This is a genomic window from Bacillus sp. KNSH39 (assembly GCF_052656585.1).
This window is the reverse complement of sequence record NZ_JBQXYO010000001.1, coordinates 2,242,404-2,265,447: the sequence shown is the minus strand read 5'-3', so window position 1 is coordinate 2,265,447 and position 23,044 is coordinate 2,242,404. Positions and strand designations below refer to the sequence as shown.

General features: G+C 37.8%; 18 protein-coding genes. All 18 read left to right on the top strand.

Annotated elements, in window-relative coordinates; all coding sequences use genetic code 11:
• The first annotated feature begins 7 nt into the window (after positions 1–7).
• The 18 genes from sucD (at position 8) to ACUL40_RS11270 (ending at position 23,002) form a co-directional block, all read left to right on the top strand.
• On the top strand, positions 8–910 hold the full coding sequence (gene sucD / locus ACUL40_RS11355; protein WP_000115178.1) for a succinate--CoA ligase subunit alpha: 903 nt from the start codon (positions 8–10) through the stop codon (positions 908–910).
• A gap of 88 nt (positions 911–998) precedes the next feature.
• Positions 999–1,868, top strand: coding sequence for a DNA-processing protein DprA (dprA, locus tag ACUL40_RS11350; protein ID WP_000818060.1), 870 nt, complete (start codon positions 999–1,001; stop codon positions 1,866–1,868).
• A 144-nt stretch (positions 1,869–2,012) separates the two neighbouring features.
• A complete protein-coding gene (gene topA / locus ACUL40_RS11345; protein WP_001286963.1) occupies positions 2,013–4,091 on the top strand; it encodes a type I DNA topoisomerase in 2,079 nt (692 codons plus the stop codon).
• A gap of 48 nt (positions 4,092–4,139) precedes the next feature.
• Positions 4,140–5,444 carry an FADH(2)-oxidizing methylenetetrahydrofolate--tRNA-(uracil(54)-C(5))-methyltransferase TrmFO gene (gene trmFO, locus ACUL40_RS11340; protein WP_000213003.1) on the top strand — a complete coding sequence of 435 codons (1,305 nt, stop codon included), beginning with the start codon at positions 4,140–4,142 and terminating at the stop codon, positions 5,442–5,444.
• Between the two features lie 65 nt (positions 5,445–5,509).
• Positions 5,510–6,409, top strand: coding sequence for a tyrosine recombinase XerC (xerC, locus tag ACUL40_RS11335; RefSeq protein WP_001101243.1), 900 nt, complete (start codon positions 5,510–5,512; stop codon positions 6,407–6,409).
• Between the two features lie 42 nt (positions 6,410–6,451).
• Positions 6,452–6,994, top strand: coding sequence for an ATP-dependent protease proteolytic subunit HslV (gene hslV / locus ACUL40_RS11330; RefSeq protein WP_000526272.1), 543 nt, complete (start codon positions 6,452–6,454; stop codon positions 6,992–6,994).
• A 22-nt stretch (positions 6,995–7,016) separates the two neighbouring features.
• Complete coding sequence (hslU, locus tag ACUL40_RS11325) at positions 7,017–8,408, top strand: ATP-dependent protease ATPase subunit HslU (protein ID WP_000550078.1); 1,392 nt, start codon at positions 7,017–7,019, stop codon at positions 8,406–8,408.
• Positions 8,409–8,485: 77 nt separating this feature from the next.
• Positions 8,486–9,265 (top strand): GTP-sensing pleiotropic transcriptional regulator CodY, encoded by a 780-nt coding sequence (gene codY / locus ACUL40_RS11320; RefSeq protein WP_000421290.1) that lies wholly within the window; start codon positions 8,486–8,488, stop codon positions 9,263–9,265.
• Positions 9,266–9,613: 348 nt separating this feature from the next.
• Positions 9,614–10,315 carry a 30S ribosomal protein S2 gene (gene rpsB / locus ACUL40_RS11315; RefSeq protein WP_000111485.1) on the top strand — a complete coding sequence of 234 codons (702 nt, stop codon included), beginning with the start codon at positions 9,614–9,616 and terminating at the stop codon, positions 10,313–10,315.
• A gap of 103 nt (positions 10,316–10,418) precedes the next feature.
• A complete protein-coding gene (gene tsf / locus ACUL40_RS11310) occupies positions 10,419–11,306 on the top strand; it encodes a translation elongation factor Ts (protein ID WP_001018578.1) in 888 nt (295 codons plus the stop codon).
• A gap of 66 nt (positions 11,307–11,372) precedes the next feature.
• Positions 11,373–12,095, top strand: coding sequence for a UMP kinase (pyrH, locus tag ACUL40_RS11305; RefSeq protein WP_000042668.1), 723 nt, complete (start codon positions 11,373–11,375; stop codon positions 12,093–12,095).
• A 2-nt stretch (positions 12,096–12,097) separates the two neighbouring features.
• Positions 12,098–12,655, top strand: a complete 558-nt coding sequence (gene frr, locus ACUL40_RS11300; RefSeq protein ID WP_000531501.1) for a ribosome recycling factor — start codon at positions 12,098–12,100, stop codon at positions 12,653–12,655.
• Between the two features lie 85 nt (positions 12,656–12,740).
• Positions 12,741–13,517, top strand: coding sequence for an isoprenyl transferase (gene uppS, locus ACUL40_RS11295; RefSeq protein ID WP_445422642.1), 777 nt, complete (start codon positions 12,741–12,743; stop codon positions 13,515–13,517).
• A gap of 17 nt (positions 13,518–13,534) precedes the next feature.
• Entirely contained in the window at positions 13,535–14,326 is a 792-nt protein-coding gene (cdsA, locus tag ACUL40_RS11290; RefSeq protein ID WP_000813592.1) for a phosphatidate cytidylyltransferase, read from the top strand.
• 23 nt (positions 14,327–14,349) lie between these two features.
• Positions 14,350–15,492 (top strand): 1-deoxy-D-xylulose-5-phosphate reductoisomerase, encoded by a 1,143-nt coding sequence (dxr, locus tag ACUL40_RS11285; protein WP_000790373.1) that lies wholly within the window; start codon positions 14,350–14,352, stop codon positions 15,490–15,492.
• Between the two features lie 17 nt (positions 15,493–15,509).
• Positions 15,510–16,766 (top strand): RIP metalloprotease RseP, encoded by a 1,257-nt coding sequence (rseP, locus tag ACUL40_RS11280; RefSeq protein ID WP_001090244.1) that lies wholly within the window; start codon positions 15,510–15,512, stop codon positions 16,764–16,766.
• 109 nt (positions 16,767–16,875) lie between these two features.
• Positions 16,876–18,576: a proline--tRNA ligase gene (locus ACUL40_RS11275; protein WP_445422641.1), complete on the top strand. Its 1,701-nt coding sequence runs from the start codon at positions 16,876–16,878 to the stop codon at positions 18,574–18,576.
• Positions 18,577–18,700: 124 nt separating this feature from the next.
• Entirely contained in the window at positions 18,701–23,002 is a 4,302-nt protein-coding gene (locus ACUL40_RS11270; RefSeq protein ID WP_445422640.1) for a PolC-type DNA polymerase III, read from the top strand.
• The last annotated feature ends 42 nt before the right edge of the window (positions 23,003–23,044 follow it).

The following is a 23,044-nucleotide window of genomic DNA, read 5'->3' as shown; positions in this document are numbered from 1 at the left end:
GAGAAAAATGAGCGTATTAGTTAATAAAGATACAAAAGTTATTGTTCAAGGTATTACAGGTTCTCAAGGTTTATTCCATACAAAACAAATGATTGAATACGGTACGAAAATTGTCGGTGGTGTAACACCAGGTAAGGGCGGCACTGATATTGAAGGTGTACCAGTATTTGATACAGTAGAAGATGCAGTGAAAGCAACAGGCGCAAACGCTTCAGTTGTATACGTTCCACCCGCTTTTGCGGCAGATGCAATTATGGAAGCTGTTGATGCAGAAATTGATTTAGTAGTATGTATTACTGAAGGGATTCCTGTATTAGATATGGTAAACGTAAAGAGATATATGGCGGGTAAACATACACGTTTACTTGGACCAAACTGCCCAGGTGTAATCACACCAGATGAATGTAAGATTGGTATTATGCCAGGATATATTCATAAAAAAGGTCATGTTGGTATCGTATCTCGCTCTGGTACATTAACTTATGAAGCTGTACATCAGTTAACACAAGAAGGTATTGGCCAATCTACTGCTGTAGGTATCGGCGGAGACCCTGTTAACGGTACAGACTTTATTGATGCGTTAAAAGCATTTAATGAAGATGAAGAAACACATGCTGTAATTATGATTGGTGAAATCGGCGGTACAGCAGAAGAAGAGGCAGCTGAATGGGTAAAAGCTAATATGACAAAACCTGTCGTAGGCTTCATTGGTGGTCAAACAGCGCCTGCTGGCAAACGTATGGGCCATGCTGGTGCAATCATTTCTGGCGGTAAAGGAACTGCTGCTGAAAAGATTAAAACAATGGAAGCTTGTGGCATTAAAGTAGCTGAAACTCCAGCAGTTATGGGAGAAACGCTAATCTCTGTTTTAAAAGAAAAAGGTTTATTTGAGACTTGTAAAAACTATTAATCTGTTGAAAGACACCTTCTTACTTGAGGGTGTCTTTTTACACTTTTTTCTGTTTACATAATAAAAATTATGGGTAAGGAGAATCAAGATGAAAAGAGAGAGATTATTACATGTTCATTACTTGCTAGCAGATTATTGGAAAGCGATGGAGAGGCTACTATATGTCGATCCAGAATTAAAGAACATATATAATTTTAACGAAAAACAAATGGAACACTACACTGGAATATCCTCGAAAAAATCTTCAGAACTAGTAAAATTTCTTCAAAATTCAAATCTTCCGCAATATATATCTTATTTAGAGAGAAATCGTATTTTTTATATAACGATATGGGATGAAGATTATCCGCAATTATTACGTGAAATACAAGACCCTCCCTTCGTTTTATATGGAAAAGGAGAGAAAGATTTCCTGAATAAAGTAAATAAATTAGCAGTTGTTGGAACGAGAGAACCATCATTATATGGTTATGAGAGTTTGAAGTTTATTTTACACCCTTTATTAGAAAGAGAGTGGCTTATTGTCAGTGGGTTTGCAAAAGGGATAGATACAATGTCTCATGAGATTACAGTAAGGCATCATTGCCCGACTATTGCGATATTAGGGCATGGATTGTCTTTTATGTACCCGAAAGAAAATAGACATTTATATGAAATGTGGAAGGAATATATATTGTTATTGACAGAGTATCCGCCGCACTATGCACCGAAAAAATGGTATTTTCCAAAAAGGAACCGGATTATTAGTGGTATAAGTAAAGGTGTTTTAGTTGTAGAAGCGAAATCGAGAAGTGGAACACTTATTACTGCAGACCTTGCGTTAGAGCAAAATAGAGAGGTGTTTGCGCTTCCTGGACCTATATTTGTAGAGGGGGCATCGGGAACGAATCATCTTATTCAGCAAGGAGCAAAACTAGTAAGAAATGCAGAAGATATCTTGGAAGAGATTTTAAATTAACCTTATATTTTTATGTTTTTATTAAACAATTATTGACAAATGGTAGATTGGCACTGTATGGTATATTCATTCTTGATTGACAAAAACAAGAGAAATCAATAAGATTAATGAAGACTTGAATCCACCTCTTAAGGAGGCACTAGCATGTCAGATTACCTCGTAATCGTGGAGTCGCCTTCTAAGGCGAAGACCATTGAGAAATATTTAGGGAAAAAATACAAAGTTGTCGCGTCTATGGGACATGTTCGCGATTTGCCAAAAAGTCAAATGGGGATAGAAGTAAAGAACAACTTCACCCCGAAGTATATTACCATTCGTGGTAAAGGTCCCGTCTTAAAAGATTTAAAATCAGCGGCGAAAAAAGCAAAGAAAGTCTATCTCGCGGCCGATCCAGACCGTGAAGGGGAAGCGATTGCTTGGCATTTAGCGAATACGTTAAATGTGGACGTTGAATCAGATTGTCGGGTTGTGTTTAATGAGATTACGAAAGATGCAATCAAAGAATCATTTAAACATCCTCGTGCAATTAATATGGATTTAGTGGATGCACAACAAGCAAGACGTATACTTGATCGTCTTGTTGGTTACAATATTAGTCCTTTATTATGGAAGAAAGTAAAAAAAGGATTAAGTGCAGGGCGTGTACAATCTGTAGCAGTTCGTTTAATCATCGAGCGTGAAAGGGAAATTCAAAACTTTGAACCTGAAGAATTCTGGACAATTAAAACAGAATTTGTAAAAGGAAAAGACACATTTGAAGCAAGCTTTTACGGTGTAGATGGTGAAAAAGTTCAATTAACAAATGAAACGCAAGTGAATGAAATAATTGAACAGATGAAAGACAATGCGTTTTCAGTTGAAAATGTAACGCGCAAAGAGCGAAAACGTAATCCTGCATTACCGTTTACAACATCTTCCTTGCAACAAGAAGCAGCACGTAAGTTAAACATGCGAGCAAAGAAAACAATGATGCTTGCACAGCAATTGTATGAAGGGATAGATCTTGGAAAACAAGGAACTGTAGGTCTTATTACGTATATGAGAACTGATTCAACACGTATCTCAGAAACAGCTCAAACAGAGGCTCGTACTTACATCACTGAAGCGTATGGTACGGAATACATAGGAACAGAAAAGAAGAAAGAAACGAAAAAGTCAAATGCACAAGATGCGCATGAGGCAATTCGTCCTACTTCAGTAATGAGAAAGCCAGAGGAACTAAAAAGTTTCTTAGGTCGTGATCAACTTCGATTATATAAATTGATTTGGGAGCGATTTGTTGCAAGTCAAATGGCGTCTGCTATAATGGATACTGTGACAGCGAGACTCATTAATAACAATGTTCAGTTCCGTGCAAGTGGATCGGTTGTAAAGTTCCCAGGATTTATGAAAGTGTATGTAGAGTCAAAAGATGATGGTGCTGAAGAAAAGGATAAGATGTTGCCACCTTTAGAAGTAGGGGAAACTGTATTTTCAAAGGATTTAGAACCAAAGCAACATTTTACACAACCTCCTCCGCGCTATACAGAGGCTCGCCTAGTAAGAACACTTGAAGAACTTGGAATTGGAAGACCGTCAACATATGTACCTACACTTGAAACAATTCAAAAGCGTGGGTATGTAGGTTTGGATAATAAACGCTTCGTTCCGACTGAACTTGGTGAAATAGTAATTGAACTTATTTTAGAGTTTTTCCCAGAAATTATTAACATTGAATTTACTGCCAATATGGAGCAAAGCCTTGATGAAGTAGAAGAAGGAAATGCGAATTGGGTAAAAATTGTTGATGATTTCTACGTAGGTTTTGAACCGCGTTTAGAAAAAGCGGAAAAAGAAATGCGTGAAGTGGAAATTAAAGATGAACCAGCTGGGGAAGATTGTGAATTATGTAATCACCCAATGGTCTTTAAAATGGGTAAATACGGGAAATTTATGGCTTGCTCGAATTTCCCAGATTGTCGTAATACAAAGCCGATTGTGAAAGAAATCGGTGTTACTTGTCCAAAGTGTGATAAGGGTCAAATTATTGAACGCCGTAGTAATAAAAAGAAACGTCTTTTCTATGGGTGCGGTACGTATCCGGAATGCGACTTTGTATCTTGGGATAAGCCAATTGGTCGTAAGTGTCCGAAGTGCGAAGGCATGCTTGTAGAGAAAAAGTTGAAAAAAGGCGTGCAAGTACAATGTATTTCGTGCGATTATGAAGAAGAACAACAAATGTGAGCGTAACTGCTCACATTTTTTTCGGGAAGAAAAGGAAAGGTGATATAAATGACAACACAAGTAGTAAACGTCATTGGCGCAGGTCTTGCAGGAAGTGAAGCAGCTTACCAAATTGCAAAACGTGGTGTCCAAGTTAGATTATATGAAATGAGACCGGTAAGGCAAACGCCAGCTCATCACACAGATAAATTCGCTGAATTAGTATGTAGTAACTCACTTCGTGCAAACACTTTAACAAATGCAGTTGGAGTTATTAAAGAGGAAATGCGCTTAATGGATTCTGTAATTATTCGTGCGGCGGATGAGTGCTCTGTACCAGCTGGAGGTGCTTTAGCTGTAGATCGTCATGAGTTCGCAGCTAAAGTAACAGAATACGTAAAGAACCATCCAAATGTAACTGTAATGAATGAAGAAATTACAGATATTCCAGAGGGACCGACAATTATTGCTACAGGTCCATTAACATCTCCTGATCTTTCTGCAAAATTGAAAGAATTAACAGGAGAAGATTATTTCTACTTCTATGATGCTGCAGCCCCAATCGTAGAAAAAGACAGCATTGACATGAATAAAGTGTATTTAAAATCGCGTTATGACAAAGGTGAAGCTGCATATTTAAATTGCCCAATGACAGAAGAAGAGTTTGATCGTTTTTATGAGGCTCTAATTGCTGCTGAGACAGTGCCTTTAAAAGAGTTTGAAAAAGAAATTTTCTTTGAAGGTTGTATGCCAGTAGAAGTTATGGCAAGTAGAGGGAGACAGACGTTAGTATTTGGACCTATGAAACCTGTTGGATTGGAAGATCCCAAAACAGGGAAAACGCCATATGCTGTTGTTCAGTTACGTCAAGATGATGCAGCGGGAACTTTATACAATATCGTAGGTTTCCAAACTCATTTAAAGTGGGGACCGCAAAAAGAAGTGCTACAGTTAATTCCGGGATTGGAAAATGCAGAGATTGTACGTTATGGTGTAATGCATCGTAATACGTTTATTAATTCACCTAATTTGCTTCGTCCAACATATCAATATAAACAACGTGATGATTTATTCTTCGCTGGTCAAATGACTGGAGTAGAGGGATATGTTGAATCAGCAGCATCAGGATTATTAGCAGGAATTAATGCTGCGCGTCTTGTGCAAGGTGAAGAGCCAGTTGTATTACCGCCAGTAACTGCGATGGGTAGCATGGCAAATTACATTACGGCAACGAACGCTAAAAACTTCCAGCCGATGAATGCGAACTTCGGTCTATTTGCACCGTTAGAGAAGAAGATTAAAAAGAAAGTAGAACGAAATGAAGCGTACGCAGCACGCGCTTTAGAAACGATTCGAAATTTTGTAAATATTTAGTTAAATTTCTTGCAAAGGCTACTAAGTTGTGATACGATTTAGTAGCCTTTATTGAGGTGAGTTGTGTGAATGTGAAGAAATTGTTACAATTATTCGTTGGATATTTACAAATTGAAAGAAATTATTCAAAATATACAATTGCAAGTTATCAAAATGATTTAGAACATTTTGTGCAATTTATGGAACGAGAAGGCATATCCTCTTTTTTAGACGTTACATACGCGGATGTTCGTTTGTACTTAACGACGTTACACGATGAAAAGTTAGCCCGTAAATCTGTCGCAAGAAAAGTATCAAGCTTACGAAGTTTATATCGTTTTTTGATGCGTGAAGGTTATCGAAAGGATAATCCGTTTGCACTTGCGTCACTCCCCAAAAAAGAATTGTCAATCCCAAAGTTTTTATATGCTGAAGAGTTAGAGGAATTATTTGAAGTTTCTGACACGGAAACGCCATTAGGTCAAAGGAATCAAGCTTTATTAGAGTTGATGTATGCGACTGGGATCCGTGTGAGTGAATGTGTCAATTTACAACTTACCGATATTGACTTTGCGGTGGGAACAATTTTAGTAATGGGAAAAGGAAAAAAACAAAGGTATATTCCGTTCGGAAGCTATGCGCAAGATTCTTTAATTACTTATATAGAGAATGGGAGAAAACAGTTAGTTAATAAGACTGACGAAGATTCTCATATGGTATTTTTAAATGCGAAAGGTACACCGCTAACAAGTCGTGGGGTTCGTTATGTTTTAAATGAACTCATTAAAAAGGCTTCGCTGACAATGCGGATAAGTCCCCATATGTTAAGGCATACATTTGCTACACATATGCTAGATGAAGGGGCGGATTTACGTACTGTACAGGAGCTATTAGGCCATGAAAATTTGTCGACGACACAAATTTATACGCATGTCTCTAAAGAAAGATTGCGTTCTGTTTACATGAAGCATCACCCGCGGGCATAAATTGCTTTAAAAGCTATAAAAACAAATAAAGGAGTTTTTTCTATGGGAAATTTCCACGCTACAACGATATTTGCAGTTCATCATAATGGAGAATGTGCAATGGCTGGAGATGGCCAAGTGACAATGGGAAATGCTGTTGTAATGAAACATACAGCTCGTAAAGTTCGTAAACTTTTCCAAGGTAAAGTTTTAGCTGGTTTCGCAGGATCAGTTGCTGACGCATTTACTCTTTTTGAAATGTTTGAAGGGAAATTAGAAGAGTATAATGGCAACTTGCAGCGTGCTGCTGTTGAAATGGCAAAACAATGGCGTGGCGATAAAATGTTACGTCAGCTAGAAGCGATGCTCATTGTCATGGATAAAACAACTATGCTCCTTGTTTCAGGTACAGGAGAAGTGATTGAACCGGATGATGGTATTTTAGCAATTGGATCTGGTGGGAATTATGCACTTTCTGCAGGTCGTGCTTTAAAGCAATATGCAAGTGAACACTTAACAGCGAAGCAAATTGCGAAAGCGAGTTTAGAGATTGCTGGCGATATTTGTGTTTATACGAATCACAACATAATTGTTGAAGAATTGTAGAATCGTAAGGGAGGCATTTTATATGCATTTACATTTTACTCCGCGCCAAATTGTGGAAAAATTAGATCAATACATCATCGGTCAAAAAGACGCAAAGAAAGCGGTTGCTGTAGCGTTGAGAAATCGATATCGCCGCAGTAAATTAGCTGAAAATTTACGTGACGAAATTGCGCCTAAAAATATTTTAATGATTGGACCGACAGGTGTTGGGAAAACAGAGGTAGCACGACGAATGGCGAAACTCGTTGGAGCACCTTTTATTAAGGTTGAGGCTACAAAATTCACAGAAGTTGGATATGTGGGTAGAGATGTAGAGTCGATGGTACGTGACTTGGTGGAAACATCGGTTCGTATCGTAAAAGAAGAAATGGTAGTGAAAGTTCAAGATAAAGCAGAAGAGCAAGCGAATCAACGTCTTGTTGAAATTTTAGTGCCGAGTCCGGAGAAGCAATCTGGATTCAAAAATCCATTAGAGATGCTTTTTGGAGGCGCTCAAAATTCGAATCAAACGTCTGATACACAAGAAGATGTTGAAATCGAAAAGAAACGTCAAGATGTGGAGAGAAAGCTTGCTGCAGGGCTTCTTGAAGAAGAAATTGTATCGATTGAAGTGACTGAACAACAGTCTTCCATGTTTGATATGTTACAAGGAACTGGCATGGAACAAATGGGAATGAATTTCCAAGATGCGCTAGGAAGTTTTATGCCGAAAAAAACGAAAAAACGTAAACTTTCTGTAAAAGAAGCAAGAAAACTCTTGACAAATGAAGAGGCACAGCGCTTAATTGATATGGATGAAGTTACACAAGAGGCTGTTTATCGTGCTGAACAGCTCGGGATTATTTTTATCGATGAAATTGACAAAATTGCTGGTAAGCAGTCGAATAGCGTAGATGTATCACGTGAAGGTGTGCAACGTGACATTCTGCCAATTGTAGAAGGGTCGAATGTTGCGACAAAATACGGATCAGTAAAAACGGATTATATTTTATTCGTTGCAGCTGGAGCGTTCCATATGTCTAAACCGTCGGATTTAATTCCGGAATTGCAAGGGAGATTTCCGATTCGAGTAGAATTAACAAAATTATCGACAGACGATTTTGTTAAAATATTAATCGAGCCTGACAATGCGTTAATTAAACAATATATGGCATTATTAGCGACTGAAGGTATAGAAATTGAATTTTCAGACGAAGCTATTCGTAAGATTGCTGAGATTGCTTATCAAGTTAATCAGGATACAGATAATATTGGAGCAAGAAGACTTCATACGATTATGGAGAAGCTCCTTGAAGATTTATCGTTTGAAGCATCTGAAATTACGTTAGAGAAAATAACGATAACACCTCAATACGTTGAGGAGAAATTAGCAACAATTGCTAAAAATAAAGATGTGAGCCAGTTTATTTTGTAATAGTGTCATCAGGTGACTCGCCCTAGTTTCCAAGTGATGAAAAAATATGTGAGTAACATGTAGGAGGAACTTTTGAAATGGAATTATTAGCAAAAACGAGAAAATTAAATGCGTTATTACAGAGCGCAGCAGGGAAGCCTGTAAACTTTAGAGAAATGTCTGACACAATGTGTGAAGTAATCGAAGCAAACGTATTCGTAGTTAGCCGTCGTGGTAAATTACTAGGTTATGCAATTCACCAACAAATCGAAAACGAACGCATGAAGCAAATGCTTGCAGAACGTCAATTCCCAGAAGAATATACACAAAGCTTATTCAACATTACAGAAACATCTTCAAACTTAGATGTGAACAGTGCTTACACAGCATTCCCAGTAGAAAACAGAGAATTATTCGGTCAAGGTTTAACTACAATCGTACCAATCGTTGGTGGCGGTGAGCGTCTAGGTACATTAGTATTAGCTCGTCTTGGTCAAGAGTTCTTAGATGATGATTTAATCCTTGCTGAGTACAGCTCAACTGTTGTAGGTATGGAAATCTTACGTGAAAAAGCAGAAGAAATCGAAGAGGAAGCGCGTAGTAAAGCTGTTGTTCAAATGGCAATCAGCTCATTATCTTACAGTGAGTTAGAAGCAATTGAGCATATCTTCGAAGAATTAAATGGAACAGAAGGTTTACTTGTTGCAAGTAAAATTGCTGATCGCGTAGGAATTACTCGCTCTGTAATCGTAAATGCACTACGTAAATTAGAAAGTGCTGGTGTTATTGAGTCTCGCTCTTTAGGTATGAAAGGAACATACATTAAAGTGCTAAACGACAAGTTTCTACAAGAACTTGCTAAATTAAAAACAAACTAATTTATAAAAAACTCTCCTCAATTGAGGAGAGTTTTTTTTGTGCAATGGATAGAAGATGCTTGTGAAAAGTGTCATAAGCGTGTTTTCTGGGAAAACTATTAATTGTATTTACTTTTTTGCTTAAAAGAAAAGAAGGTTGGTAATACTAGAATTCGAGTATGAACAAAGAAAGTTTTACATTGTTCGCATTTTCGACTTGATTGTAATATTTCAGTATGATATAGTAAGCAGTGGTGTCAGTACAAAGTACACACGTTTACTGATTTAAGTGTTGGTGCTACGTTTGTAGTTTCGCTTAGAGATGAAGTAAACGGAGGATATCAAAAACCATTTAGGAGGAACTATATTATGTCAGTAATTTCTATGAAGCAATTGCTTGAAGCTGGTGTTCATTTCGGACATCAAACTCGTCGTTGGAACCCAAAAATGAAGCGTTACATTTTCACAGAGCGTAACGGTATCTACATCATCGACTTACAAAAAACTGTGAAAAAAGTTGAGGAAGCTTACAGAACGATGCGCGACATCGCTGCTGAAGGCGGAGACATCTTATTCGTAGGTACTAAAAAACAAGCACAAGAAGCTATTAAAGAAGAAGCAACTCGTGCTGGTATGTACTTCGTTAACCAACGTTGGTTAGGTGGAACTTTAACAAACTTCCAAACAATCCAAAAGCGTATCAAGCGTCTTAAAGACATCGAAAGAATGCAAGAAGATGGTACTTTCGAAGTACTTCCTAAGAAAGAAGTTGTTCAACTTAAAAAAGAGTTAGAGCGTCTTGAGAAATTCTTAGGCGGTATTAAAGATATGAAAGGTCTTCCAAGTGCATTATTCGTAGTAGACCCTCGTAAAGAGCGTATTGCAGTTGCTGAAGCACGCAAATTACACATTCCAATCATCGGTATCGTTGATACAAACTGTGATCCAGACGAAATCGATCACGTTATCCCAGCAAACGATGATGCAATTCGTGCTGTAAAACTTCTTACATCTAAAATGGCAGACGCGATCCTTGAAGCAAAACAAGGTGAAGAAACTGTTACTGCGTAACAAAGTTGGAAAGGTGATAAGGGGTTCGGCCTTTTATCACCTTTTTTAAGGTATAAACACCTTTATAAAAGGTATAAATACATATTTTAGGAGGATGAAAAGTATGGCAATCACTGCTCAAATGGTAAAAGAATTACGTGAAAAAACTGGCGCAGGTATGATGGACTGCAAAAAAGCTTTAACAGAAACTAATGGCGACATGGAGAAGGCAATTGACTTCTTACGTGAAAAAGGTATTGCGAAAGCTGCTAAAAAAGCAGACCGCATTGCTGCTGAAGGTTTAACTTTCATCGAAACAAACGGTAACGACGCTTTAATCTTAGAATTAAACTCTGAAACTGATTTCGTTGCGAAAAACGAAGGTTTCCAAACACTAATTAAAGAATTAGCTGCTCACTTATTAACTAACAAACCAGCTAACGTTGAAGAAGCTATGGCTCAAACAATGGAAAACGGTAAAAAAGTTGAAGAGCACATCAACGAAGCAATCGCTAAAATTGGTGAAAAACTTACACTTCGTCGTTTCGAAATCGTATCAAAAACTGATGCAGATGCATTCGGCGCTTACCTACACATGGGTGGACGCATTGGTGTATTAACAGTTCTTGAAGGTTCTACTGATGAAGCTGCTGCTAAAGATGTTGCAATGCACATCGCTGCAGTTAACCCTAAATACATCGACCGCGATGCTGTAACAGCTGAAGAAGTTGAGCATGAGCGTCAAGTATTAACACAACAAGCATTAAACGAAGGCAAGCCTGAGAAAATCGTTGCGAAAATGGTTGAAGGCCGTCTAGGCAAATTCTTCGAAGAGATTTGCTTACTTGACCAAGCATTCGTTAAAAACCCTGATATGAAAGTTCGTCAGTTCGTTGAGTCTAAAGGCGGAACATTAAAAGGATTCGTTCGCTACGCTGTTGGTGAAGGTATCGAAAAACGCGAAGACAACTTTGCTGAAGAAGTAATGAACCAAGTAAAAGGTAGTAACTAATACAGATTAGGGAACACATTGTGTTCCCTTTTTTAAAATAAAGATGTAAGCAATTGGAGGTTCATTATGAGTAAACCGAAATATAATCGTGTCGTTTTAAAGCTAAGTGGAGAAGCTTTAGCTGGAGAGCAAGGATTTGGAATTAACCCAACTGTTATTAAGTCAGTTGCGGAACAAGTAAAAGAAATTGCAGAACTTGATGTAGAGGTTGCTGTTGTTGTTGGTGGCGGTAACATTTGGCGTGGAAAAATTGGAAGTGAAATGGGCATGGATCGTGCAGGGGCAGATTACATGGGCATGTTAGCGACAGTTATGAATTCATTAGCTCTTCAAGATAGCTTGGAGAATATCGGAATTCAAACTCGTGTACAAACTTCAATTGAGATGCGTCAAGTTGCAGAACCTTACATTCGTCGTAAAGCAGTTCGTCACTTAGAGAAAAAACGTGTTGTTATCTTTGCAGCAGGTACAGGTAACCCATACTTCTCTACAGATACAACAGCAGCATTACGTGCGGCAGAAATTGAAGCAGATGTAATTTTAATGGCGAAAAACAATGTAGATGGTGTATATAATGCGGATCCATCTATTGATCCAACAGCTACAAAATACGAAACGCTTACTTACTTAGATGTATTAAAAGAAGGTTTAGGTGTAATGGATTCTACAGCTTCTTCTCTATGTATGGATAATGATATTCCACTAATTGTATTCTCAGTTATGGAAAAAGGTAATATTAAACGTGCCGTTTTAGGCGAAAATATCGGAACAGTGGTAAGGGGGAAATAAATATGGGACAACAAGTATTGAAGTCTTCAAATGAAAAAATGGAAAAAGCAGTTGCTGCTTATTCTCGTGAATTAGCAACAGTTCGTGCTGGTCGTGCAAACGCGTCTGTATTAGATAAGGTACAAGTTGATTACTATGGTGCACCAACACCAGTTGTGCAATTAGCGAACATTACAGTTCCAGAAGCGCGTTTACTAGTAATTCAACCTTATGATAAAACTTCTATCGGTGATATTGAAAAAGCAATTTTAAAAGCAGATTTAGGCTTAAACCCTTCTAATGATGGAACTGTAATTCGTATTGCATTCCCTGCACTAACAGAAGAGCGTCGTCGTGATCTTGTAAAAGTTGTGAAAAAATATGCTGAAGAAGCAAAAGTTGCTGTTCGTAACGTACGTCGTGACGGAAATGATGATCTTAAGAAGCTTGAAAAAGCTGGCGAGATTACAGAAGATGATTTAAGAGGATATACTGAAGATATCCAAAAAGAAACAGATAAATATATTGCAAAAGTTGACGAAATCGCAAAAAACAAAGAAAAAGAAATCATGGAAGTGTAATAGCGATAACTTCGCAAATATGACCCTCTTCTTAAGGGGGTCTTTTTACACTTTTAGGCATACGTCTGCTTGCTGGAGGGTATGAATGATGTTTAAAAACTTTCCTTTTTTTAAAGGTAAAAAGGACACATCGTTTGATCATCTCGTTGAAGAAGTGAAAAAAGGATATATCCCAGAACATATTGCCATCATTATGGATGGGAATGGAAGATGGGCAAAGAGGAGAGCAATGCCTCGTATTGCGGGACATCATGAAGGTATGCAAGTTGTAAAGAAAATTACAAAATTTGCAAGTAAACTTAATGTGAAAGTGTTAACTCTCTATGCTTTTTCAACTGAGAACTGGAAAAGACCGAAAAAGGAAGTTGATTATTTAATGAAGCTTCCAGAAGAATTTCTAGGTACATTTTTACCAGAATTGATTGAAGAAAACGTACAAGTCCGAGTAATAGGGCAAAAAGATCGTCTTCCTACGCATACACGCAGAGCGATGGAGAAAGCCATGGAAGATACGAAAGAGAATACGGGATTAATTCTTAATTTCGCGTTAAACTATGGAAGTCGAGATGAAATCGTTTCTGCTGTGCAACATATGATGGAAGATAATGAGGAAGGGAAAATTCGTTCTGAAGAGGTAAGTGAAGAAATGCTTTCCTCCTACTTAATGACGAGTTCTTTACCTGATCCAGAGTTGTTAATCCGAACAAGCGGAGAGCTACGTATTAGTAATTTCATGTTATGGCAAATTGCATATTCGGAGTTTTGGTTTACAGACGTGTATTGGCCAGACTTCAAAGAAGAACATTTGCTAAATGCGATTACTGACTTTCAACATAGAGGGCGCAGATTCGGAGGCGTGTAGAAAGAGAGGGTTTGGTAGTGAAACAGAGAATTATTACTGGAGTGGTTGCTGCCGCGCTATTCATTCCCATCGTAATATACGGTGGCGTGCCTTTTACGGTTTTAGTGTATGCACTTGCTTCTATAGGTTTATATGAATTAATTCGTATGAATAAGCTTACGCTTATTTCAGTACCGACAGTTTTAGCTGCAGTATTATTGTGGATTCTTTTAATTCCAAGTAGTGCATCAGAACTGTTTACATGGATTGGATTAGGTAAATTGGAAATCACATTTGTGATTGTTTTATTACTTTTATCATATACAGTCCTTTCTAAGAATACATTTACTTTTGATAATGCTTCATTTTTACTGATGGCAACGACATATGTGGCAATGGGATTCTTATATTTAAATGAAACGAGAATATTAGGAATTAAATATGTATTTTGCGCATTATTTGTTATATGGGCTACTGATTCAGGCGCATATTTCGTAGGAAAAGCATTGGGCAAGAGAAAATTGTGGCCAGAAATTAGTCCGAATAAAACGATTGAAGGTTCATTAGGCGGTATCGTTTGTGGAATTATTGTGGCACTTGTTTACAACGTGTTCTTCCCAGTCGAATCGAATGTAGTAATTTTAATTGTGCTGACAATTATCATTTCTATTTTTGGACAAATTGGTGATTTAGTACAATCTGCTTTTAAACGTCATTATGGCGTAAAGGATTCAGGTACAATTTTACCTGGGCATGGTGGTATATTAGACCGAACAGATAGTTGGTTATTCGTTTTACCAATTCTCTACTTCTTATTACAATACAATTAATAAATGAACGAGGGGTTGGAGTCATGAAAAACATTAGTTTATTAGGTGCAAGCGGATCAATTGGTACACAAACTTTAGATGTATTACGCTCGCACCCAGACCAATTCCGTCTCGTTGCTTTTTCTGTAGGGAAAAATATTGACTACGCAGTAAAGGTAATTCAAGAATTTTCTCCGCAAATCGTCTCTGTGCAAAGAGAGGAAGATGTTTTAAAATTACAATCTGTTTCTGGTAATACAAAAATTGTATATGGTAGTGAAGGACTTTTAGAAGTAGCATTACATCCAGATGCGGAGATTGTAGTAAATGCTGTTGTAGGTAGCGTAGGGTTGTTACCAACACTTCGTGCAATTGAGGCGAAAAAAACAATTGGAATTGCAAATAAAGAAACGTTAGTAACTGCAGGACATCTTGTAATGGAAGCAGCACGAAAACATAATGTTTCGTTACTTCCAGTAGATAGTGAACATTCGGCTATTTTTCAGTGCTTGAATGGTGAAAATGAAAAAAGAATTTCTCGTCTTATTATAACGGCTTCTGGTGGAAGTTTCCGTGATAAAACGAGGGATGAATTGCATCATGTGACCGTAGAAGATGCGCTTCGACATCCAAACTGGTCAATGGGTTCGAAAATTACAATTGATTCTGCTACAATGATGAATAAGGGACTAGAAGTAATTGAAGCACATTGGCTTTTTGGTATCCCTTATGAGCAAATCGATGTTGTTTTACATAAAGAAAGTATTATCCATTCTATGGTTGAATTTGAAGATCGTAGTGTAATGGCGCAGCTTGGTTCACCTGATATGCGAGTACCAATTCAATACGCACTTACATATCCTGATAGATTGCCTCTTTCAGACACAAAACAGTTAAACTTATGGGAAATAGGGACGTTGCATTTTGAGAAAATGGACCAAGAACGATTCCGTTGTTTACGTTTTGCGTATGAAGCTGGAAAAGCAGGTGGAAGTATGCCAGCTGTAATGAACGCAGCGAATGAAGTAGCGGTTGAAGCCTTTTTACAAAAGAGAATTGGTTTCTTAACAGTGGAAGACCTCATTGAAAAAGCAATGAACCATCACAATGTCATTGCACGACCGAGCTTAGAGGAAATTTTGGAAATTGATGCGGCCACAAGACGGTTTGTGATGGAACAAATTTAGCAAAGGTGGTTATGGAATTGAATACAGCGATTGCCTTTATATTAATTTTCGGTGCACTCGTATTTTTCCATGAGCTAGGGCATCTATATTTCGCAAAAAGAGCAGGTATTTTATGCCGCGAGTTTGCGATTGGTTTTGGTCCGAAAATATTCTCATTTGAAAAGAATGAAACGGTGTATACGATTCGATTACTGCCCCTTGGTGGCTATGTAAGAATGGCCGGCGAGGATGCGGACACAGTTGAGTTAAAGCCTGGGAAAAAGGTTGGCCTTGTATTAAATGAAAAAGACGAAGTTGTAAAATTAGTTTTTGATGGATATGAAAAGTATCCAAATGTTCGTGTTATTGAAGTCGAACAAGCTGATTTGGAGCATAATTTAACAATTTCGGGCTATGAAGAGTACGAGGAAGAGCTTCAAACATTCCGAGTGAATGAAAAGGCTCGTATTATTACTGCGGGGGAAGAAATTCAAATTGCTCCGTATAATAGACAATTTGGCTCGAAAAAACTAGGGCAACGCGCTTTAACAATCTTTGCGGGTCCTGCAATGAACTTCATTTTAGCATTTGTTATTTTTGTGATTCTTGGATTTGTACAAGGGGTTCCTGTTGACAAACCAATGGTTGGAAAAGTGATGGATAACAGTGCAGCACAGCAAGCTGGATTGAAAGAGAATGATACAATTCAAGCTATTGATGGGAAAAACACAAGTACATGGAAAGATGTTGTTACTATTGTACGTGAAAACCCAAATAAAGAAATTACGTTACAAGTAAAGCGTGATAATGAACAGTTTAATGTGAAAGTAACGCCAACACTCGATAAAGAAGGAAAAGACGAAGTTGGTAGAATCGGTGTGTATTCTCCTGTAGAGAAAACAGTAATGGGTTCTATTAAATCAGGATTTGAACAAACGTACCAATGGACGAAACTAATTTTTGAATCTCTTGTTAAATTAGTAACTGGTCAATTTTCTATTAATGAGTTATCAGGTCCAGTAGGAATTTATAATCTAACAGATCAAGTTGTAGATTATGGGTTTACGCGTGTACTAAGTTTAGCTGCAGTTCTAAGCATTAATCTTGGTTTATTTAATTTATTACCAGTTCCTGCTTTAGATGGTGGCCGTTTATTCTTCTTCTTAATTGAAGCGTTACGAGGGAAACCAATTGATCGCCAAAAAGAAGGAATGGTTCACTTTATTGGTTTTGCATTATTAATGTTACTTATGTTAGTTGTAACTTGGAATGACATTCGTAAGTTTTTCTTGTAAAATAAAGTGAAACTTATAATGAAATAGAGCTCGTAGAATAAAATCCCTCACCTAACTCGAGGTGAGGGGTTTTACTGCGTGTAAGAGTAAAATGAAGAGGTGCAAATAAATGAAACAAAGTATGGTATTCAGTCCTACATTACGTGAAGTTCCAGCTGATGCTGAAATTAAGAGTCATCAGCTATTACTTCGTGCAGGTTTTATGCGTCAAAATGCTTCTGGTATTTATAGCTTTCTACCATTTGGATTAAAAGTATTACACAAAGTAGAACGTATCGTTCGAGAAGAAATGGAGCGCGCAGGAGCTGTAGAATTATTAATGCCAGCTATGCAAGCTGCGGAATTATGGCAAGAATCAGGTCGTTGGTATTCTTACGGATCTGAATTAATGCGTATGAAAGATCGTAATGCTCGTGAATTCGCATTAGGAGCGACACATGAGGAAGTAATTACGGATCTTGTGCGTGATGAAGTGAAATCATATAAAAAATTACCGTTAACATTATACCAAATTCAAACAAAATTCCGTGATGAGCAAAGACCTCGTTTCGGCTTATTACGTGGAAGAGAGTTTCTAATGAAAGATGCATACTCTTTCCATGCTACACAAGAGAGCTTAGATGAAGTATACGATCGTTTATATAAAGCATACTCTAACATTTTTGCTCGCTGTGGCTTGAATTTCCGTGCAGTTATTGCTGATTCTGGAGCAATGGGCGGAAAAGATACACATGAATTTATGGTATTATCTGATGTTGGTGAAGATACAATTGCATACTCTGACACATCTGATTATGCAGCAAACATCGAAATGGCTCCTGTTGTAGCTACGTATACGAAGAGTGACGCAGCAGAAAAAGCACTTGAAAAAGTAGCAACACCAGACCAAAAAGCAATTGAAGAAGTATCCGCATTCTTAAACATTGCAGCTGACAAGTGCATTAAGTCTATGGTGTTTAAAGTAGATGAGAAATTAGTAGTGGTACTTGTTCGTGGTGATCACGAAGTAAACGATGTGAAAGTGAAAAATGTATACGGCGCTTCAGTTGTTGAGCTTGCTTCTCATGAAGAAGTAAAAGCATTATTAAATTGTGAAGTTGGTTCATTAGGACCGATTAATGTAACAGGTGATATCGAAATTATTGCTGATCATGCTGTAGCATCAATTGTTAACGGATGTTCAGGAGCGAATGAAGAAGGATTCCATTATGTAAATGTAAATCCAGAACGTGACTTTAAAGTAAGTCAATATACAGATTTACGCTTCATCCAAGAAGGAGACCAATCTCCAGATGGAAACGGAACAATTCTTTTTGCACGTGGAATTGAAGTTGGTCATGTATTCAAATTAGGAACTCGTTATAGTGAAGCAATGAACGCAACATTCCTGGATGAAAACGGAAAAACACAACCACTTATTATGGGTTGTTACGGTATCGGGGTATCTCGTACAGTGGCAGCAATTGCAGAGCAGTTTAACGATGAGAACGGCTTAGTTTGGCCAAAAGCTGTAGCACCGTTCCATGTGCATGTAATTCCAGTAAATATGAAATCGGATGCACAACGTGAAATGGGTGAAAATATCTACAACTCATTACAAGAACAAGGCTATGAAGTGTTATTAGACGATCGTGCAGAACGTGCAGGTGTTAAATTTGCAGATGCAGATTTATTCGGTCTTCCAGTTCGTGTTACAGTTGGTAAAAAAGCAGACGAAGGTATTGTAGAAGTGAAAGTACGTGCTACAGGTGAGTCTGAAGAAGTAAAAGTAGAAGAACTTCAAACATATATTGCAAATATTTTAAAATAAGAAGAGGTACCTCGTAATGGGGTACCTTCTCTTTCTTTGTAAACGTATTTTGTAAAAGAAGAGGTGAGAAATCTTTCTTTGTGGTACGTTTCAATTTATAATAGCAAATGGAAGGAGAGTGCTTATGTCTTTAACAAATGAACAACAAGAGCGATTTCAAATTTTGCTCCAGCAGTTGCAAATACCAGACGACCTTATAAATCAATATTTACAAGGCGGTGGTATTGAAAGGCTCGTTATTGATAAAGCGAATAAAAGTTGGCATTTTGATTTACAAGTGCCACGTATTTTGCCTACAGAATTATATGAATTGCTAGAAACAAAGCTTAAGCAATCATTTTCTCATATTGCAAGAACAACATTTGCATTAGAAACAGAGAATAAACAATTTACAGAAGAAGAAGTGAGGGCGTATTGGCCGCTTTGTACGGAACGAATTACATTTTCACCTATGTTCGCATACTTAAAGAAGCAGCTTCCACAGGTGAATGGAGTGAAGTTGCTAATAAATGTGAATAACGAGTTGGAGTCTGCTGCTTTAAAGAAAAACGTTGCGAAACCAGTAGGGGATCAATACGAAGTTTTTGGATTCCCGCGTTTTCAGTTAGACACACATATACAGCAAAATACAGAAGAAATGCAAAAGTTTCGTGAACAAACGCAGCAAGAAGACCGCGAGCGTGTTATACAAGCTATGGAAGAAATGGCGAAGAAGCAAGCTGAAGAAAGCAGCGTTGTGTATGAAGGACCGATTACACTCGGGTATCTTATTAAGCCAGATGAAGAGATTACACCGATGCGAGAAATTCAAGATGAAGAAAGAAGAAAAACGGTTCAAGGATATGTCTTCCATGTAGAAACAAAAGAGCTTCGTAGTGGACGTACGTTATTAACTTTAAAAATAACGGATTATACGGATTCTATTATGATCAAAATGTTCTCGCGTGACAAAGAAGATATTCCAATGCTGCAATCCTTGAAAAAAGGAATGTGGGTGAAAGCGCGTGGTTCTGTTCAAAACGATACATTCGTTCGAGATTTAGTAATGATTGCAAATGATATTAATGAAATCACAGGACCGTCTCGTAAAGATAAAGCACCAGAAGGCGAAAAACGAGTAGAGCTGCATCTCCATACTCCGATGAGTCAAATGGACGCTGTCACTCCAGTTTCTAAGCTTGTTGCTCAAGCTGGTAAATGGGGACATGAGGCTATTGCGGTTACAGACCATGCCGTGGCTCAGTCTTTCCCAGAGGCGTATTCTGCGGGGAAGAAGGCTGGAGTTAAAGTTATATATGGTGTAGAAGCAAATTTAGTTAATGATGGTGTACCGATAGCATATAACGAAGCGCATCGTTTACTTGCAGAGGAAACGTATGTTGTTTTCGACGTTGAGACGACAGGTTTATCAGCTGTATACGATACAGTTATTGAGTTGGCTGCTGTAAAAGTAAAGGGTGGCGAAATTATTGACCGCTTTGAATCTTTTGCAAATCCGCATCAACCATTATCGGCGACGATCATTGAATTAACAGGTATTACAGATGATATGTTAACTGATGCACCTGAAGTGGACGAAGTGTTTAAAAAGTTTGAGGAATGGATGGGCGACCATACACTTGTTGCCCATAACGCGAGCTTTGATATGGGCTTTATTAACGTAGGTTTTAAAAAGGCTGGACTAGAAAAAACGAATAACCCCGTTATTGATACGTTAGAACTTGCACGATTCTTATTCCCAGAAATGAAAAATCATCGATTAAATACGATGTGTAAAAAACTTGATATTGAATTAACACAACATCACCGTGCGATTTATGATACAGAAGCGACGGGATATTTACTTGTGAAAATGTTGAAAGACGTAATTGAAAAGGGATTTGAATATCACGATCAATTAAATGATAGCATGGGACAAGGGGATGCATATAAGCGTGGCCGTCCAAGTCATATGACGTTACTTGCCACATCAGATGTTGGATTGAAAAATTTATATAAACTTGTTTCATATTCTCACCTTAATTACTTTTACCGTGTACCACGTGTGCCGAGGTCACTATTAAAAAAATACCGTGAAGGAATTTTAGTAGGAACGGCTTGTGATAAAGGTGAAGTTTTCGAGGCAATGATGCAAAAGGCACCTGAAGAGGTAGAAGAAATTGCCCAGTTCTATGATTACATTGAAGTAATGCCTCCAGAGGTGTTGCGTCATTTAGTAGAACGTGAACTTGTTCGAGACGAAGGTCAATTAAAAACAATTATTTCTAACTTAGTAAAACTAGGTGAGACGTTAGATAAACCAGTTGTTGCTACAGGAAACGTGCATTATTTAGACCCTGAGGATGCAATGTATCGTAAAATTTTAGTCAGTTCGCAGGGCGGAGCCAATCCGTTAAATCGACATTCATTACCGCCAGTACATTTCCGTACAACTGATGAAATGTTAGAATGTTTTTCATTCTTAGGTGAAGATAAAGCGAAAGAAGTTGTTGTAACAAATACACAAAAGATTGCGTCATTAATTGGTGATGTGCATCCAGTAAAAGACGATCTATACACACCGAAAATTGAAGGTGCTGATGATGAAACGCGTGATATGAGTTATAAAATGGCGCGTAGCATTTATGGTGAAGAGCTACCGGAAATTGTAGAAGCACGTTTAGAAAAAGAATTAAAAAGTATTATTGGGCATGGATTCGCCGTAATTTATTTAATTTCACATAAGCTTGTGAAAAAATCGTTAGTAGACGGATATCTAGTAGGTTCGCGTGGATCGGTAGGATCATCATTTGTTGCAACGATGATGGAAATTACAGAAGTAAACCCATTACCACCACACTATGTATGTCCGAAGTGTAAGCAATCAGAATTCTTTAATGATGGTTCTGTAGGCTCTGGTTTTGACTTACCAGATAAAGAATGTCCTGCTTGTAATATTCCATATGTAAAAGATGGACATGACATTCCGTTCGAAACATTCCTTGGATTTAAAGGAGATAAGGTACCCGATATCGATTTGAACTTCTCCGGGGAATACCAACCACGTGCCCATAACTATACGAAAGTACTGTTCGGTGAAGACTATGTATATCGTGCAGGAACGATTGGTACAGTTGCGGAAAAAACTGCTTACGGATATGTAAAAGGTTATGCAAATGATCATAACTTAACGATTCGAAATGCAGAGATTGATCGCTTAGTAGCAGGGTGTACCGGTGTAAAACGTACAACAGGACAGCATCCAGGCGGTATTATCGTTGTGCCAGATTACATGGATATCTTTGATTTCTCACCAATACAGTATCCAGCTGATTCAATTGGTGCTGAATGGAGAACAACGCATTTTGATTTCCACTCGATTCATGATAATTTATTGAAACTTGATATACTAGGACACGATGATCCGACCGTTATTCGTATGTTACAAGATTTAAGTGGTATTGATCCGAAAACAATCCCAACGGATGATCCAGAAGTAATGAAAATTTTCTCTGGTCCAGAATCGTTAGGGGTAACGGAAGAACAAATTAACTGTAAAACAGGTACACTTGGTATACCAGAGTTTGGTACAAAATTCGTAAGACAGATGTTAGAAGAGACAAAACCGACGACATTCTCAGAGTTAGTCCAAATTTCTGGACTATCACATGGTACCGACGTATGGCTTGGTAATGCAAACGAGTTAATTTATAACGGTACATGTACGCTGAGCGAAGTTATCGGTTGTCGTGATGACATCATGGTATATTTAATCTATCAAGGTCTAGATCCATCATTAGCCTTCAAAATCATGGAGTCGGTTCGTAAAGGTAAAGGTGTACCGGAAGAATGGGAAGAAGACATGAAAAATAATAATGTACCAGGTTGGTATATTGATTCATGTAAGAAGATTAAATACATGTTCCCTAAAGCCCATGCGGCTGCTTACGTACTTATGGCTGTACGTATCGCATACTTTAAAGTACATTTTGCACTGTTATTCTATGCCGCATATTTTACAGTTCGTGCAGATGATTTTGATGTAGAGGCAATGGCGAAAGGTTCAGCATCTATACGTGCAAGAATTGATGAAATTGCTCAAAAGGGACTCGATGCTGCGCCGAAAGAGAAGAGTTTATTAACGGTACTAGAAATGACACTTGAAATGTGTGAGCGTGGATACTCATTCCAAAAGGTGGATTTATACCGCTCACATGCAACAGAATTTATTATTGATGGAGATACATTAATCCCTCCATTTAATGCAGTACCTGGTCTTGGCACAAACGCAGCTTTAAGTATTGTAGAAGCACGTAAAAATGGAGACTTCTTATCAAAAGAAGACTTGCAACAGCGAAGTAAGGTTTCGAAAACAATTATTGAGTATTTAGATAGCCAAGGTTGTTTAGGAGACTTACCAGATCAAAACCAGTTATCACTGTTCTAGTAGGTAGGAAAAGTCTTTGCAAATCAACATTTCCTATGATAT

Coding starts and splice junctions, on each gene's coding strand:
- sucD (WP_000115178.1), top strand. CDS start 8: ATGAGCGTATTAGTTAATAAAGATACAAAAGTTATTGTTCAAGGTATT.
- dprA (WP_000818060.1), top strand. CDS start 999: ATGAAAAGAGAGAGATTATTACATGTTCATTACTTGCTAGCAGATTAT.
- topA (WP_001286963.1), top strand. CDS start 2,013: ATGTCAGATTACCTCGTAATCGTGGAGTCGCCTTCTAAGGCGAAGACC.
- trmFO (WP_000213003.1), top strand. CDS start 4,140: ATGACAACACAAGTAGTAAACGTCATTGGCGCAGGTCTTGCAGGAAGT.
- hslV (WP_000526272.1), top strand. CDS start 6,452: ATGGGAAATTTCCACGCTACAACGATATTTGCAGTTCATCATAATGGA.
- hslU (WP_000550078.1), top strand. CDS start 7,017: ATGCATTTACATTTTACTCCGCGCCAAATTGTGGAAAAATTAGATCAA.
- codY (WP_000421290.1), top strand. CDS start 8,486: ATGGAATTATTAGCAAAAACGAGAAAATTAAATGCGTTATTACAGAGC.
- rpsB (WP_000111485.1), top strand. CDS start 9,614: ATGTCAGTAATTTCTATGAAGCAATTGCTTGAAGCTGGTGTTCATTTC.
- tsf (WP_001018578.1), top strand. CDS start 10,419: ATGGCAATCACTGCTCAAATGGTAAAAGAATTACGTGAAAAAACTGGC.
- pyrH (WP_000042668.1), top strand. CDS start 11,373: ATGAGTAAACCGAAATATAATCGTGTCGTTTTAAAGCTAAGTGGAGAA.
- frr (WP_000531501.1), top strand. CDS start 12,098: ATGGGACAACAAGTATTGAAGTCTTCAAATGAAAAAATGGAAAAAGCA.
- uppS (WP_445422642.1), top strand. CDS start 12,741: ATGATGTTTAAAAACTTTCCTTTTTTTAAAGGTAAAAAGGACACATCG.
- dxr (WP_000790373.1), top strand. CDS start 14,350: ATGAAAAACATTAGTTTATTAGGTGCAAGCGGATCAATTGGTACACAA.
- ACUL40_RS11275 (WP_445422641.1), top strand. CDS start 16,876: ATGAAACAAAGTATGGTATTCAGTCCTACATTACGTGAAGTTCCAGCT.
- ACUL40_RS11270 (WP_445422640.1), top strand. CDS start 18,701: ATGTCTTTAACAAATGAACAACAAGAGCGATTTCAAATTTTGCTCCAG.